Here is a 14,232-nt window from a genome sequence, read left to right as displayed (position 1 = left end):
CGTCACTTTCTCAAGGAGCGGGAAATGAAGAGTTTTGCGTTGATGAGCATCCTTTTGACGCTGTCCGGCCAGCTTGTCGCTGGACCTTTTGTTCGCTTTGGTTACGGTTACTCTGATTTCCGCAGTCAGGATATGTCGATCAAACATGAAGGGTATCCGGAAATTACACTGAGCAACTATGATCCCGGCGCTGCAGATCAGGTGTTGTTTAGCGCGGGCTATTTCGTCAATCCGCATTTTCGGGCCGAGCTGGCGCTGGACATGGGGCTGGCCAGTGAAGATACCGACAGGGTGACATATAGCCGGGACACCTCTGTGACGGGCGAGCTCTCTGCTGAGGTCTACAGCCGAATTTTTCTGGTCAACGGTTATTTCCATTTCAAGGGCGAGCGCGGTGCAGGCATGTTTGACCCCTACATGGGCGCAGGCATCGGCCTGGCGGTAAATCGCTTTGAGGGGGTCAGCAGTCAGATTCCGACCACCAGCGCAACGGTCAGTGACAGCGATGACACCGACTGGGCATTCAAGTTGGGGGGCGGGTTGATGTACTGGATGACGGACAGTTTCAGTGCGGATCTGTCGGTGTCTTACACCAATGCAGGTTCAGTCACTACGGGTGACAAGGCGTACCTGAAAGGGGTGTCGGTTCCGTTCGCGGAAGGCCTGGAGTTGGATCTGGAAACATTCAACTATGGCCTCGCGGTGCTGTACCAGTTCTGAATGAAGAAAGCCCTCCGTGGAGGAGGGCTGTCGGGTTCAGATCTGGCTTGCCACCCGGGTGACTCGCTGGATTGCATCGCTGATATCCGGACTGAGAACACGATTGGCTTCATCGTCCAGCGACTCCAGCTTGCGATCAAATACCAACGCGCCCGCGCCGTCGGTGGTAACCAGGCCTGTCCCATGGAGCTGGCTAATAAAGTTCTTTAGCACCACCTTGTCGAAAAATTCAGGGGAATTGAACTCGTACAGCAGTGACAGGCGCTGAGCGGTCTGGTGGGCCAGCTCGCCCAGCTGCTCGGCGGTCAGCATGCCGGAACCGTATTGCACCAGCAGACGGATGGTCAGATAGTAACGCTCCAGAGAGGGCATGACAGTCTGACCCAGATGCTCAAGCATATCCGCTTCATGGGTGTGGATGGCGGCACCGATAATCTTGTCCCCCTCACGGCTGATCAGCTGTCGCTCTTCGAGAACGACCAGCATGTCATCCACCGCCTTTGCCAGTTCATCGCCTTCTTGCCAGTGCAGGAAGTACTCATTACGCAGGAACGGGTAGATCAGCTGCACCATCCCTTGCAGCGCTTCCCGCGGAACCGCACGGGCGTTCATCACCAGCGAACAGATCAGGCCGGGCAGAATGAACAGGTGCACGCTGTTATTGCGCACGTAGGCCATTTGCAGGGCTGTTTGCTCGTCAGTGGTGACCACATCACCGAGCTTGTGCTGGATGCGATCGAGAAAGTCGTTTTCCAGCCCGTAATCAATAAGCGCTTGAGCATCATCATTGGCGATGGCCGCGCAGCGGCTGTACGGCGCTTGCTTGAGCAGGGCGATATAGAGCCCCAGCTGTTCGCGCAGCTGGGCGATGTCCATGGTGTGTTTGGGCGAGGCAAGCAGTGCCAGGCTAAGCAGGTTAACCGGGTTGGCTACCGCAGCCGCATTGATAGACTCCACCACTTGCTGGCCGAGCTCTTCCACCACATGCTTGAACCACGGTGGGCTGTCATTGTTGACCGGGCCTTCCTGGCGCCAGTTTTTGTGGTGCTCATCCAGAAAATCCACCAGCTTGATGGGTTCGCCGAAGTTCACATGCACCTGGCCGAAATAGCTACGCAGCACTGCCAGGGATTTCATCAGGCCGCCCACGGATTCCTTCTGTTTCTTCTCGCCGTGCAGCTCGCCAATGTACGATCCGGACTCGATGACTTTTTCATAGCCAATGTAAACGGGCACAAAGGCAATCGGCTTGCGTGAATCGCGCAGGAAGCTGCGCAGGGTCATGGCGACCATGCCGGTGCGGGGTTTGAGCATGCGCCCGCTGCGACTGCGACCACCTTCGACGAAGTATTCAATCGAAAAGCCGCGAGCTGTGATGGTATGCAGGTACTCGCTGAACACGCTGGCGTAGAGCGGATTGTCCCGGAAGCTGCGGCGCATGAAGAAAGCGCCGCCACGTCTCAGAATGGTACCCACTATCGGAAGATTCAGGTTGATGCCGGCTGCAATATGCGGGGGTACCAGCCCATTGCGATATACCAGGAACGACAACAGCAGGTAGTCAATATGGCTGCGATGACAAGGCACATAGATCACCTCGTGATCTTCGGCGACCTTGGTCAGGTTATCCATGTTGTAGACACGCAGCCCACCGTACAAACGGTTCCATACCCAGTTCAGGAACAGCTCAAGGAAGCGGATAACCGTGTGTGAGTAATCCGCTGCAATTTCCATTACATAGCTGCGTGCCTTGGCTTCCAGCTTCTCGGGGGTGGTTTCCTGGCGCTTGGCTTCTGCACGGATGGTCTCCTGAACGGAGGGGGCTTCCACCACGGTATTTGCCAGGGTGCGGCGGTGAGACAGATCCGGGCCAATGGCGGCTTCGCGCTGGCGACGGAAATGCACCCGCAAGATACGGGACGCCTTGCGCACCGCCTGCTCGTCAGTCTGGCATTGATCCACCAGGGTGCGCAGGGACATGGGCTGATTGAACTTCACATACAGCTGACGGCCCTGAGTGATAATGATGAAAAATTTCTTGATGAAGCCGGCGGGAGACCAGTTATCCGAAAACAGCAGACGCCAGAAGGAACTCTCCTTCTCAGGCCGGCGGCCCCAGAAAACGGAAACCGGCACCAGCTGAACATCGGCTTCCGGGTTTTCTCGCAACGCAGCAACCATTTTTTCAAGGCGCGGTGGAGAAATAGGCGCACTCTGGCGGCGATTGCTGAACTGACGGCGGTACAGCTGGAAATAGCTGTGACGCAAGCGGGTTTTGCCCAGTGTGAGCCCGCCAAGGGCTGACGACAGTCCAAGTTGGCGTGCAGATTGGTCCGCTGCTGCAGCATCAGAGGCTGACCGATCACGCAGCACATATACCACTGGAGTATTTGGCACCAGCTGCAACTCGTCAGGGGCGGCGGGAAACACGTTAGCACGTGTGCACAGCCGCAAAAAAATACGGATCAGGAAGAACGCCAGACGATCCAGTCCAAGCCAAGGGTTCATATCGGTTGTCAGTTAACTAATGTGTGCCAATCTTATCGGATGGACCGCTGCCGGAACACCAGCGGGTATTTCAATTTGTTTCAAAACGGCAGGAAATGACACTACCCGGTATCCGGCTTTGAGGCCGGCATTGCTTTTCAGGATAATCCTGAGGCATGAATGGCTCGGGCTGATACACTCGGGACAGGGACCAGATAACTAAGGAGTTGCAGGTGTCGACACCGCAAGAGGGTATTTTTGACCGCAGTTTCCAGTACCATCTCTTTTTTGAGTTTTGTCTGACCAGTGGACTTTCAGACAGTGCCGTGCGTGATCTGGTGCAGCGCGTTAATGCGCTGAAGCAGGCAGGCACGCCTGTCATGCTCGCCTTTGGCCCGAACCTGTGGTCGCGGCTGGACAATCGCTTCAGTTTTCCGCCATTTTCCCTGGAAGGTCATGTGCCTGCCACCCAGGGTGACCTGTGGATCTGGGTTCAGGGTAAGAGCCGCAGTGATGTCTTCGACACTGCCCTGCAAGTGCGAGAGGCAGTGGGTGACGACCTGGCGGTTCAGCTGGAACTGAATGGCTTTGTTTACCATGACATGCGTGACCTGACGGGGTTCGTGGATGGCATTGGTAACCCCACAGGGGAAAAGGCAGAGCTGGCCACCTTTATTCCGGATGCTCACCCTGGCGCCGGAGGCAGTTGGCTACTGACTCAGAAGTGGGTGCATAATCTAAAGGCATTCAACACGTTGCCTGTGGACGAGCAAGAGCGGGTTATCGGCCGCACCAAGGCAGACGCCGTGGAGTTCGAGGCCGACAAGATGCCGCCAGATGCGCATGTGGGTCGCACCGATGTGGAACGTGATGGGGTGCCTCAGAAACTGTGGCGTCGTTCAGTGCCGTATGGTGATACCGCGGAACATGGCCTGTACTTCGTGGCATTTGCCTGCGAACTGGATCGTCACGATTACTTGCTGCGTCGCATGTACGGAATCGCGGATGACACCGTCAAGGATCGCCTGCTGGAGTTCTCCCGCCCGGTGATGAGTTCCTGGTGGTATGTGCCGACGCAGGATTGGCTGGACGAGATCAGTTAATAGTTAATAATGAATAGCGCGCGGGGTTGGTCTGTGCGTGCTATTAATCATAGAGGCCGCGTTCAGGCATTGGATGCGGCCTCTTGTGTTTAAAAGATGAGAGAAAAAGAACTACTTTGGGTCGCTGATTTCTTCGTCGTTGCCAGCGTCCAGCCATATGAACAGGGCGAAACAACCTGCGAAAAGGAAAATCCCTCCAATGACGGCAAGGCTGGCAAGAACCATAGGGTCAGTGTACATAATTGCTGTCTCTCCTCAATCTGGACACCCTTAGCATAGACGTATCAACCTGTGGCCCGTAATGATCTGGGTCAAGGTTCTCCATGAGGCACCATTTCGCCTGCAGGCAGGCTGTCACAGCTGAATATCGATCATTTTTTAACGCAAGAGGCCGCGTCCAATGCCTGGGCGCGGCCTCTTGCGTATCTGTGGCACGGGGCTTCCCCGCGCGCTGTTAACTGCGTCTTTATGTTTTCCAGCGAGTGAACATCTTCCTCACCAGGAACGGAGTCAGCTTCAGTGAAGCCCCCAGCATCTGTCCGATACTTTTCGGAAACACAAAGTACAGTGCATTCTTTATGCCGTTGTAAGTCGCTTCATCGAACGGGTACCAGAAGATATTCCGCTTGGAAGGCAGGATGTCCCAGTTAATGGCTTTGGCCTGGGTCATTTCTTCCAGCCCTTCAGGGCCATGGGTACGGCCAATACCGGACTCCTTACCACCCCCCCACGGGGTTTCAGAAAGACCGTGGCTGTACAGGTGATCATTGACGGTGGTCACGCCGGACTGCAAACGGGCGCCGATAGCACGGCCACGTTTGTTGTCACGGGTCCAAACGGAAGAGGTGAGTGCCAGATGAGAATCGTTGGCCTTCTGAATGGCTTCCTCTTCGTTGGCAACGCGCTGTACCGCAACGACGGGGCCAAAAGTTTCGTCGCACACGGTGAGCATGTCATCGGTGACCTGGGTCAGCACTGTCGCGGGGAAGAAGAAGCCATTTTCCACATTACCCACGGGGCGGGACTGCGCCTCAATCCGGGCGCCCTTGGCCAGGGCGTCTTCCACGTGCTGCTGCACTGTACGTAACTGGCCTGCGGTAGTGAGGCTGCCGATATCCACATCGAACCCCTTGCAGCCGACACCGTGGCGAAGCTGGCGGGTTTTGCGGGCGAGCAAATCTACAAATTCATCATAAACCGCATCGACCACATAGATACGTTCGATTCCACCACAGCTCTGGCCCGCATTCTGGAAACCTGCCCAGGCGGCTCCATTGGTCGCCCGCTCCAGATCGGCATCTTCCAGAATGATCATGGGATCGTTACCGCCCAGCTCCAGTGAAACCGGGGTCAGGGTCTGTGCGGCTTGTGCCATAAGGGTCTTTCCTGCGGGCACACTGCCGGTAAAGAACAGCTTGTTGACGCCATTGTCGAACATGCCGGTGGCTACCTTGGAGCCGGAACCTACCACGTGGTGGAACAGCCCTTCGGGTAGTTCGCCGGCGGCAATGATCTTCTCGATAGCGCGGCCCACTGCCGGCGTCGCTGCGGCCACTTTCAGGATGATGGCGTTACCCGCCATCAACCCCATGACGATCTCGCCGAACGGGATGGAAAGCGGGTAGTTCCATGGGCTGATGATACCCACAACGCCCAGCGGTACGCGCATCACGCTGGTCCGTTTGTTAAAGAACAGGATGCTGCCGCCAGGGCGTTTCTTTTCCTTCAGGCATTTCTCGGCGTTATTTGCATACCATTTGCAGGCCAATGCACAAGGCAGGACTTCCGTCGCCAGCGCGTCGGTGAGGGTTTTGCCGTTACTTTCGCTGACCGTGCGGGCCAGGTCATCCGCGCGGTCGACAATGTATTCGCGCATCAATTGAATGTGGCGGGCACGCTCCCGGAACGATTTGGCCGCCCAGATGGCCTGGGCCTGGCGAGCTTTGGCAAAGATGTTGGGTAGTTGAGTGAGGTCGGTTTCACTCAGTTCGGCCACGGCAGTACCCGTGGCAGGGTTGGTATCGACCACGACACCGGTTTCGATTTGTTCCTGAATGGTCATGGGAGTGGGCTCCATAACGACAGGCCAACAGTGGCCTGGTGGGGTAATTGGGTCGGGCCGAGGCCCGGAATGCCCTAGAAAACCATAGAGTAGACACTCTGGCTAGGGCTGTATGGGCCGTTTTCCCTGCCGCTGCAGCAAACGGGCAGACCCGGTTGGCGGGTTGGCCGTCGGTTTGTCCCGGCGCATGAACAACTTCTCTGCCGCGCAAGCCAGCCAGCGTGCTTGATAGAGGGCGACGGGCTCCGGATTGCAAGCGTATTCACTGGATGGACATGAGCACTCGGCCAACACGTAGGCAAGCAGCCAAGGGATAGATCAGGCCATGGTTTGCGTTACCGCGGGCCCATCCTCGGGCTGCCAGTCAGGCGCCAGTCTCTCAGCCAGCCGCTGGAAGGTAAGATCAATTCGCTCAAACGCGCCGGCAATCTGTTGCCGCTGGCGGTGGGTAATGGATGGGGTAGCTTCCATGGCCGTCAGCAAGGCATCGGAGGCGTGTCTGAAGCGGTGATCAGTGCCACCAAATGCCGACAGTTGGAAGGCGGAGGCAAGCGCGTGCTGCCAGTCAGTGGCTGCCTTGCGCAGGGTATCTGAGGGCTGTGAAGGAACGCGGCTGTGTATCCAAAGTGAAACCTGCCCCAGGTTCAGGCCGGTGAGCCCGAGATCGGTGTAGTGGCGCCGGTGCAGTGGTAGCGCCTTGTCACAGACCGTCAGCCAGCGCAGCCGATCCGCCATGCGTGAATTGAGCCACTCCTCACGCAGGTTGGCAGGCTGGCCGAGCAGGGTATGCAGGTCGATGGCGGTATCCCGAATCAGCCTGCGGCGCAGCCCGGCGCCGTTGGGCGGCGTGATCAGCCGGAACATCATGAATGCCAGGAACAACCCGAGGGTGATGGCCAGCGCGTTGCTGGCCACCCGGGCAATATCGAAGTCCATCTGGATGCCGGGTTGGACCAGAATAATGAAAGGGGTACAGAAACCTAACCCGAAAGGGAGTGTTTCTTTCCGGCTGATGGCGAGCAAGGCAACGAAAATCGGGCCTGCCATGGCCAGAATCAGCAGCAGGAAACTGTGGTTGGCCATGGAGATAAGGGGCAGGGTGAGAAACAAGGCTACCGGACCGGCCAGTGCGGAAGTCAGCGTGGCTCGCTTGAGCACCTTGTCCGGCTCTGGCAGGCGCGCGAACATGATCGTAAAGATAACCGGCATGATCATCAGCATGATGGCCATGGGGCTGGCTGTGCCGATCCACAGAATACTGGCAATTAGGAACACAAGGGCACTACGTAATCCCACGGCTGCGGCAACTTGCCAGTCCCGGTAGGGCTTCAGGGTGGCCGCACGTAGCTGCATGTCTTCCGCTGAGTAGAGTGCCCGGTTGGCTTCCAGTGCCAGGATTAAATCGCTGGTCAGGTTACGGGCAACCAGAAACAGTCTTCGCTGCAGGGGCGGCGCCTCCTCGGGCTGTTGCTGTCGGGCCTGCTTGAGGTAACGGCGCAGGGCCTGGGCCTCAATCATGGCTTGCTCGGCAGACGCCGTTTCCCGCATGGCAGTGAATGAGGCACGCAGCACGCCCAGCAAGTTGCGCATCTCGTCGGTCATCAGGTCATCGTGGTAGCGCATCAGGCGCCCGATGACACGAATTCGTGCTACCAGGGAGAGGGTCTTGTGACAGATCAGGGTGGCGGCCCTGGCGCGGCCTGGGCCCTGACTGCCTTCATAGGTGACGGCAGAACTGTCATCGCTGAGGGCAAAAATATCCTGCAACAGACTGTCCACTTGCTGGTGGCGCCGGTTGTGGGTTCCGGTTGGATCCAGTTCCAGCTCGAGATAGGCCAGTGTCTGGTTCAATGCATTGCGGGCGTGGCTGCGAAGCAGGCCCTCCACTCTGGCGGGCCAGAAAAGGTTGCTGACCAGGGTAGCGCAGACAGCCCCCAGGATAATCTCGCTGACCCGGGCTGTGGCCACGTGGAAGATGCCGATACTGGAAGTGGCAACTGGGTTGGCAATGGGGATAACCACAATCAGGCTGGCGGTGATACCAGCCATGGCAAACCCGTAGATGAAGTTGGCCTGGCGTACCCAGGCAGACGCCCCTGCGTTGAAACCGATCCACAGGGTAAGCGCGGTGATGGCCAGAATGGGATAGGGCAGCAGCCAGGCGAGGATCAGCAAACCGGTCACGCCCCCTACCAGGGTTCCGCCAATCTGGCAGAGACCTTTTTCGATGACCAGCCCGGTTTCCGGGCGGATCTGCAGGAACACTGCGGAAATCAGTGCCCAGTAAGGGCGCTCAAGTTGTAGCTGCATGGCCAGAAACAGGGCCAGTGCCATACTGAGAATGCCCTTGCAGGCGAAGACCAGCGAACGCCGGTCCGGGGTCAGGACAACGGCGAGCTTCGGGTTAATCGTCATGCAGGCGAACGGTGGCGGTCATGCCGGCGGCGAGCAGAATATCGTCCGGTATCGCATCGAGCTCGATGTGGACCGGGATGCGTTGTGCCAGCCTTACCCAGTTGAAGGTTTGCTGTACCTCCGGCAGAAGTTGCTGATCAGTGCGGGTGTTGGCGTTGGCAATGGCCTGGCCCACGCTGGTGACTCTGCCGTGCAAAGTGCGGGCTCCATTCATCAATACCACGGAGGCTTTCTGGCCGATGTGCACCAGTGGCAGTTTGGTTTCTTCAAAGTAGCCAGTGACGTAGAAGCTGTCAGCCTTGACCATGGATAGCACCGGCACCCCGCGCTCGGCAAAGTTGCCTGGCTGAAGCGTGAGGTTGACCACTGTGCCATCGGCGGGAGCACGGAGTTCCGTGCGTTGCAGGTCCAATTCTGCGGCGGTGAGCCGTGCACGCGCCATCTCCAGGTCCGCATTGGCCAGTTTGACCGTCAGTGCCGCTTCTTGTTGAGCCTCTCCGGTACTTTTTTCGCGTTGCAGTTCAGCCATGGCCAGGCGGATTTGCGCCAGGTCCTGCTCGGCCCGTGCCTGTGCTACAGCGGCCTGATAACGCTGAGGGTCAATGCGCAGCAGCAGGCTGTCACGTTTGACACCCTGGTTATCAACGATCGGTAACTCTGCGACCCATCCCGAGACATCAGGCGATAAGGTAATGATTTCGGCGCGAATTTTCCCGTCCCGGGTCCAGGGGGCGTAGAGGTAATAGTTCCAGATCCAGTTGCCAGCAATCACCGCCAGCAGCACGACAGCCAAGGTTACAAGGATGCGAAGGGGGGGAGACATGGTGTGCGTCGTTCCTCAGCTTAGCAGGCCCAGCGCCAGGGCCAGGTAGCAGACAAAGAGTGAGAGATAAAACCAGGGGCCTTTCCAGATGACCCGGTGCCAACCAAGCTGACGCAGTGCCAGCCAACTGGCGGCGGTACAGGCCAGTGCTACCAGTACAAATAGCACCATGGGGCTGACCAGCAGGCCGCCAACCGGAATTTCATGCAGCCACATTGTTGTCCCCGGTGATAACACTTTCGGACATGGTAGCGGATATTGGCGGGTGGCTGTAGGTGATCCGGGCCTGGGCGAAGAATCGGTAGGAGCTTGCCTGCAAGCGATCCGAGTCTTGGCGAGGTAATGAGTTTCGAGTTGCGAGAAGCGAGTTTTGAAAGGCAAAACCAGAAGTATGGAGAGGGGTGGCTTTGGGTTCGATACGCGTTTCTGGAATCCATACCTCGCTTAGGCTCGGATCGCGAGCAGGCTCGCTCCTACAGCAGGTTGTAGTGACGCAAAAAGGCCCGCCCGGTTACGGGCGGGCCTTTTTGCGTCAGGCGTCACTTGATCCCATCAGGTTTTCCAGCAGGCGCTGGTAAATCTTCGTGAGGGTTTCCAGTTCGCTGATGCTGGTGTGCTCATCGACCTTGTGGATGGTGGCGTTGATAGGCCCCAGTTCTACTACCTGGCTACCCGTTGGCGCGATGAAGCGGCCGTCGCTGGTGCCGCCGGCAGTAGACAGCTCGGTGTCGCGGCCAGTGATATCGCGAATGGCATCCACAGCAGCATTGACCAGCGCACCCCGGTCCGTCAGGAACGGCTGGCCGGAGAGCGTCCAGGTCAGTTCATAGTCCAGGCCGTGCTTGTCGAGAATGGCTTCGGTGCGTTGGCGCAGAATGGCGTCGGTCAGCTCGGTAGAGAAGCGAAAGTTGAAGATCACTTCGCAGGTACCGGGAATCACATTGGTGGCTCCGGTGCCAGCGTTGATGTTGGAAATTTGGAAGCTGGTGGCGGGGAAGAATTCGTTGCCGTTATCCCATTCGCTGGCGGCCAGTTCGGCCAGAGCGGGCGCGGCATCATGCACCGGGTTGCGTGCCAGGTGCGGGTAAGCCACGTGGCCCTGAATGCCCTTGACGATCAGCCTCGCCCCGAGGGAGCCCCGCCGACCATTCTTGATCACATCACCCACGGTAGTGGTGGAAGAAGGCTCTCCCACCAGACAGTAATCGATGTGTTCGTTTCGCGCCTGCAGGGTTTCCACCACCTTCACGGTACCATTGATCGAAGGACCTTCCTCGTCGGCAGTAATCAGAAGCGCCAGGCTGCCGGGGTGATTCGGGTTGGCCGATACGAAATCTTCAATCGCCACCATCATGGCCGCAATGGAGCCTTTCATGTCGGCAGTGCCACGGCCGTAGAGCAGATCGCCTTCTTCGGTGGGGATAAACGGGTCGTATTTCCACGCAGAAACATCCCCGGTGGGAACCACATCGGTGTGACCGGCAAAGGCGAACACCGGAGCTTTGCTGCCCCGTCGCGCCCACAGATTACGAACTTCCTCAAACCACAGGGTTTCACACTCGAAGCCCAGGGCTTCCAGTTTCTCGATCATCCATTCCTGACAGCCTTCGTCTTGCGGTGTCACAGACGCGCGACGGATGAGTTCCTTGGTGTATTCGAGGGTGCGAGACATAGGGTTTCCAGTATCGGAGCTGACGTCTTTCGGACCGGGGCGAGAAGCGAGTAACGGGTTTCGAGTTGCGAAAGTCAAAACCGGTTTTGATCTTCGAAACTCGTGACTCGAAACTCGCCACTCAGCGCCTGTTCGATGCTTCTTGGTATCAATAGCGGACACGCCGGTGTGTTGTGTGAAGCGTGCCGCGTGTTGCGTTAATTGTGCTTATGCAGTTCTTCGTTGAGAGCGATGGCACTCTTGTTGGTGAGACACTGCACGGCGCCGTTGGTGGTGTTGCGACGGAACAGCAGGTCGGACTGACCAGCCAGATCGCGAGCCTTGACGGTTTCCACGATTTCGCCCTTGTCGTCCATCAGCTGGACCTTGGAACCTGCAGTGATGTACAGGCCCGCTTCAATGGTGCAGCGATCGCCCAGTGGGATGCCGGTGCCGGCGTTCGCACCAAGTAGACAACCCTCACCCAGGGAGATGATCATGTTACCGCCGCCGGACAGGGTTCCCATGGTGGAGGCGCCGCCACCGATATCGGAGCCCTTGCCAACGAATACACCGGCAGAGATGCGGCCTTCGATCATGCCCGGGCCTTCGGTGCCAGCGTTAAAGTTGATGAAGCCCTCGTGCATGATGGTGGTGCCTTCACCCACATAGGCGCCCAGACGCACGCGGGAGGTGTCGGCAATACGCACACCGGTCGGTACCACGTAGTCGGTCATCTTCGGGAATTTGTCCACGCTGTTCACGGACAGGACCTTGCCATTCAGACGCGCCATCAGCTGGCGCTCCTGCAGCTCTTCCAGATCCACGGCACCTTCGTTGGTCCAGGCCACGTTGGGAAGCAGCGGGAAAATGCCGGACAGGTTGACGCCGTGAGGCTTCACCAGACGGTGGGAAATCAGGTGCAGCTTCAGGTAAGCCTCGGGGGTGGAGGCGGGCTCGGCATCGGTTTCCAGCACGGTCAGTACCACCGGGCTTTCGGACTCCTGGAAGGCCACTGCATAGCTGGCTTCGTGTTCGAAACCGGCTTCACGCCATTCGCGGGCAATATGCTGGACCTGACCCCGGGTCAGTTCGATGGCGGCGTTGCCACCCTGGTAGTCCAGCTCTTCACGGATCGCTTCGATCAGCTTGTTGTCCGGGTTGATAGCCGGATCGGGGTAGTAGACTTCCAGCCAGTTGTCGTTGCGGTTCTTGGTGCCGCAGCCCAGTGCGATGGCGAAATAGTTGCTCATGAGGTCCTCTCTGTGAAATCGGTTGCGCAGGGCGCTTATTTCAAAAGTGCTTGCCACTCGTCGGCCTTGAAGCCGGCGGTGAGAATCTTGTCGTTCTGCAGAATCGGCCGTTTGATCAGGGACGGATTCTCCAGTGCCACGGCAACAGCCTTGCTGGCGTCCATGGTCTCCCTGGTCGTGTCATCCAGCTTGCGCCAGGTGGTGCCACGCTTGTTGATGACGGTCTCCCAGCCCAGCGCGTCCAGCCACTGCTGGAGGGGCGCCTCTGGCACGCCTTCCTTCTTGTAGTCATGGAAGTGATAGGCAACGCCGTTGTCATCAAGCCATTTCATGGCTTTCTTCATGGTATCGCAGTTTTTGATACCAAAGATTGTCAGTTCCATGTTCTTTCCTTTCCAAACCCGCAGTTGCGAGTAACGAGTTTCGAGTTGCGAAAACCTGGAACAATCGCCGGTTTAGCTTTTGAATTTCGAAACTCGCTTCTCGTACCTCGCAACTCTTGTATTCGTGTTGCAACCCCGTCCGGTGCTATGTCAGAGCGTATCCAGCAACGCCTTGATGCGCTTGGCACCTTCGATACATTCGTCCAGCGGAGCCACCAGCGCCATCCTTATCCGGTTTTGTCCGGGGTTCTTGCCGTCGACGGTTCGCGACAGATAGCGGCCGGGAAGGACGGTCACGTTCTGCTCGGCCTGAAGACGCTTGGCGAACTCTTCGTCGCTGACGGGCGTCTTGGGCCACAGATAGAAGCCTGCTGCCGGGGCGGATACCTTAAGGGGGCCGCCGAGAATGTCCAGCACGGCATCAAATTTTTCACGGTAGAGCGCTCGATTGGCTTCCACGTGAGTTTCATCATTCCAGGCCGCGATACTGGCCAGCTGATGATGGATGGGCATGGCACAGCCGTGGTAGGTGCGATAGCGCAGGAAGCGTTTGAGCACCTCGCTGTCCCCCGCGACAAAGCCGGAGCGAAGCCCGGGCAAGTTAGAGCGCTTGGAGAGTGAATGAAAGACCACACAACGACGATAGTCGTGGCGGCCCATTTCCGCGCAGGCTTCCAGGAGCCCGGCCGGGGGCTTGTCCCTGTAAATTTCCGAGTAGCACTCGTCCGAGGCAATGATGAAATCGTACTTGTCGGCCAGCTGAATCAGCGCCTTGAGCTGGGCCTTGCTGAGTGTTGCACCGGTGGGGTTGCCTGGGGTGCAGATGAACAATAGCTGGGTGCGAATCCAGGTGTCTTCACTGACAGCATCAAAATCAGGCTGCAGCCCGGTGCCGTCGGTACAGGGCAAATACATGGGCTCGCCACCGGCGAGCAAGGTGGCGCCTTCATAAATCTGGTAGAACGGGTTTGGCATCAACACCAGCGGCTGGCGCTGGCGATCAATCACTGCCTGGGTGAAGGCGAACAGGGCCTCACGGGTACCATTCACCGGTAGCACCTGGCTAGCGGCATCCACACCGGAGAGGTGGAAGCGACGCTTGAGCCACTGCGCGATGGCTTCGCTCAATTCCGGGATGCCGGCGGTGGTTGGGTAGTTGGACAGCCGGGCGGTGTTGTCCTTGATGACCTGTTGCACAAAATCCGGTGAAGGATGTTTGGGCTCACCAATGGACAGGGCAATGGGAGGCTTGTCAGAGGCGGGAAGGCCGCTGAACAGGGTTTTGAGTTTCTCAAACGGGTAGGGATGCAGCCGTTCCAGATCTGGGTTCATGGG

12 protein-coding genes are annotated in these 14,232 nt (G+C 58.0%); 2 read left to right on the top strand and 10 right to left on the bottom strand.

Annotated features, from left to right (window positions below; genetic code table 11):
- Nucleotides 1-24 precede the first annotated feature (24 nt).
- Nucleotides 25-720, top strand: a complete 696-nt coding sequence (locus GFN93_RS13075; RefSeq protein WP_153501482.1) for an outer membrane protein — start codon at nucleotides 25-27, stop codon at nucleotides 718-720.
- A gap of 36 nt (nucleotides 721-756) precedes the next feature.
- Here GFN93_RS13075 and plsB read toward each other — a convergent pair whose 3' ends face one another.
- Nucleotides 757-3,228, bottom strand: coding sequence for a glycerol-3-phosphate 1-O-acyltransferase PlsB (plsB, locus tag GFN93_RS13070; RefSeq protein WP_153501481.1), 2,472 nt, complete (start codon nucleotides 3,226-3,228; stop codon nucleotides 757-759).
- A 212-nt stretch (nucleotides 3,229-3,440) separates the two neighbouring features.
- On the opposite strand from plsB, the gene GFN93_RS13065 reads away from it, so the two are divergent.
- On the top strand, nucleotides 3,441-4,310 hold the full coding sequence (locus GFN93_RS13065) for a Dyp-type peroxidase (protein ID WP_328594639.1): 870 nt from the start codon (nucleotides 3,441-3,443) through the stop codon (nucleotides 4,308-4,310).
- A 111-nt stretch (nucleotides 4,311-4,421) separates the two neighbouring features.
- On the opposite strand, the gene ccoM is transcribed toward GFN93_RS13065, so the two are convergent.
- The 9 genes from ccoM to dapC all read right to left on the bottom strand — a co-directional run bounded on the left by ccoM (nucleotide 4,422) and on the right by dapC (nucleotide 14,229).
- Nucleotides 4,422-4,550 carry a cytochrome c oxidase subunit CcoM gene (ccoM, locus tag GFN93_RS17630; RefSeq protein WP_407921796.1) on the bottom strand — a complete coding sequence of 43 codons (129 nt, stop codon included), beginning with the start codon at nucleotides 4,548-4,550 and terminating at the stop codon, nucleotides 4,422-4,424.
- 226 nt (nucleotides 4,551-4,776) lie between these two features.
- Nucleotides 4,777-6,372: an aldehyde dehydrogenase family protein gene (locus tag GFN93_RS13060; protein ID WP_153501479.1), complete on the bottom strand. Its 1,596-nt coding sequence runs from the start codon at nucleotides 6,370-6,372 to the stop codon at nucleotides 4,777-4,779.
- A gap of 318 nt (nucleotides 6,373-6,690) precedes the next feature.
- Nucleotides 6,691-8,787, bottom strand: coding sequence for an FUSC family protein (locus GFN93_RS13055; RefSeq protein WP_153501478.1), 2,097 nt, complete (start codon nucleotides 8,785-8,787; stop codon nucleotides 6,691-6,693).
- On the bottom strand, nucleotides 8,777-9,610 hold the full coding sequence (locus GFN93_RS13050; RefSeq protein WP_153501477.1) for an HlyD family efflux transporter periplasmic adaptor subunit: 834 nt from the start codon (nucleotides 9,608-9,610) through the stop codon (nucleotides 8,777-8,779). The genes GFN93_RS13055 and GFN93_RS13050 overlap by 11 nt, the downstream gene beginning before the upstream one ends.
- 15 nt (nucleotides 9,611-9,625) lie before the next feature.
- Nucleotides 9,626-9,826: a DUF1656 domain-containing protein gene (locus GFN93_RS13045; RefSeq protein ID WP_153501476.1), complete on the bottom strand. Its 201-nt coding sequence runs from the start codon at nucleotides 9,824-9,826 to the stop codon at nucleotides 9,626-9,628.
- A 316-nt stretch (nucleotides 9,827-10,142) separates the two neighbouring features.
- The gene (gene dapE, locus GFN93_RS13040; protein WP_153501475.1) at nucleotides 10,143-11,282 is read right to left on the bottom strand and encodes a succinyl-diaminopimelate desuccinylase; all 1,140 of its coding nucleotides are present in this window, start codon (nucleotides 11,280-11,282) and stop codon (nucleotides 10,143-10,145) included.
- Nucleotides 11,283-11,479: 197 nt separating this feature from the next.
- On the bottom strand, nucleotides 11,480-12,514 hold the full coding sequence (dapD, locus tag GFN93_RS13035; RefSeq protein WP_153501474.1) for a 2,3,4,5-tetrahydropyridine-2,6-dicarboxylate N-succinyltransferase: 1,035 nt from the start codon (nucleotides 12,512-12,514) through the stop codon (nucleotides 11,480-11,482).
- A 35-nt stretch (nucleotides 12,515-12,549) separates the two neighbouring features.
- Entirely contained in the window at nucleotides 12,550-12,897 is a 348-nt protein-coding gene (locus tag GFN93_RS13030) for an ArsC family reductase (RefSeq protein ID WP_153501473.1), read from the bottom strand.
- Between the two features lie 150 nt (nucleotides 12,898-13,047).
- On the bottom strand, nucleotides 13,048-14,229 hold the full coding sequence (gene dapC / locus GFN93_RS13025) for a succinyldiaminopimelate transaminase (RefSeq protein ID WP_153501472.1): 1,182 nt from the start codon (nucleotides 14,227-14,229) through the stop codon (nucleotides 13,048-13,050).
- Nucleotides 14,230-14,232 lie beyond the last annotated feature (3 nt).

Origin of the sequence: Alcanivorax sediminis, from assembly GCF_009601165.1 — a bacterium.
Lineage (GTDB): Bacteria > Pseudomonadota > Gammaproteobacteria > Pseudomonadales > Alcanivoracaceae > Alcanivorax > Alcanivorax sediminis.
This window is presented reverse-complemented; position numbering and strand designations above follow the sequence as displayed.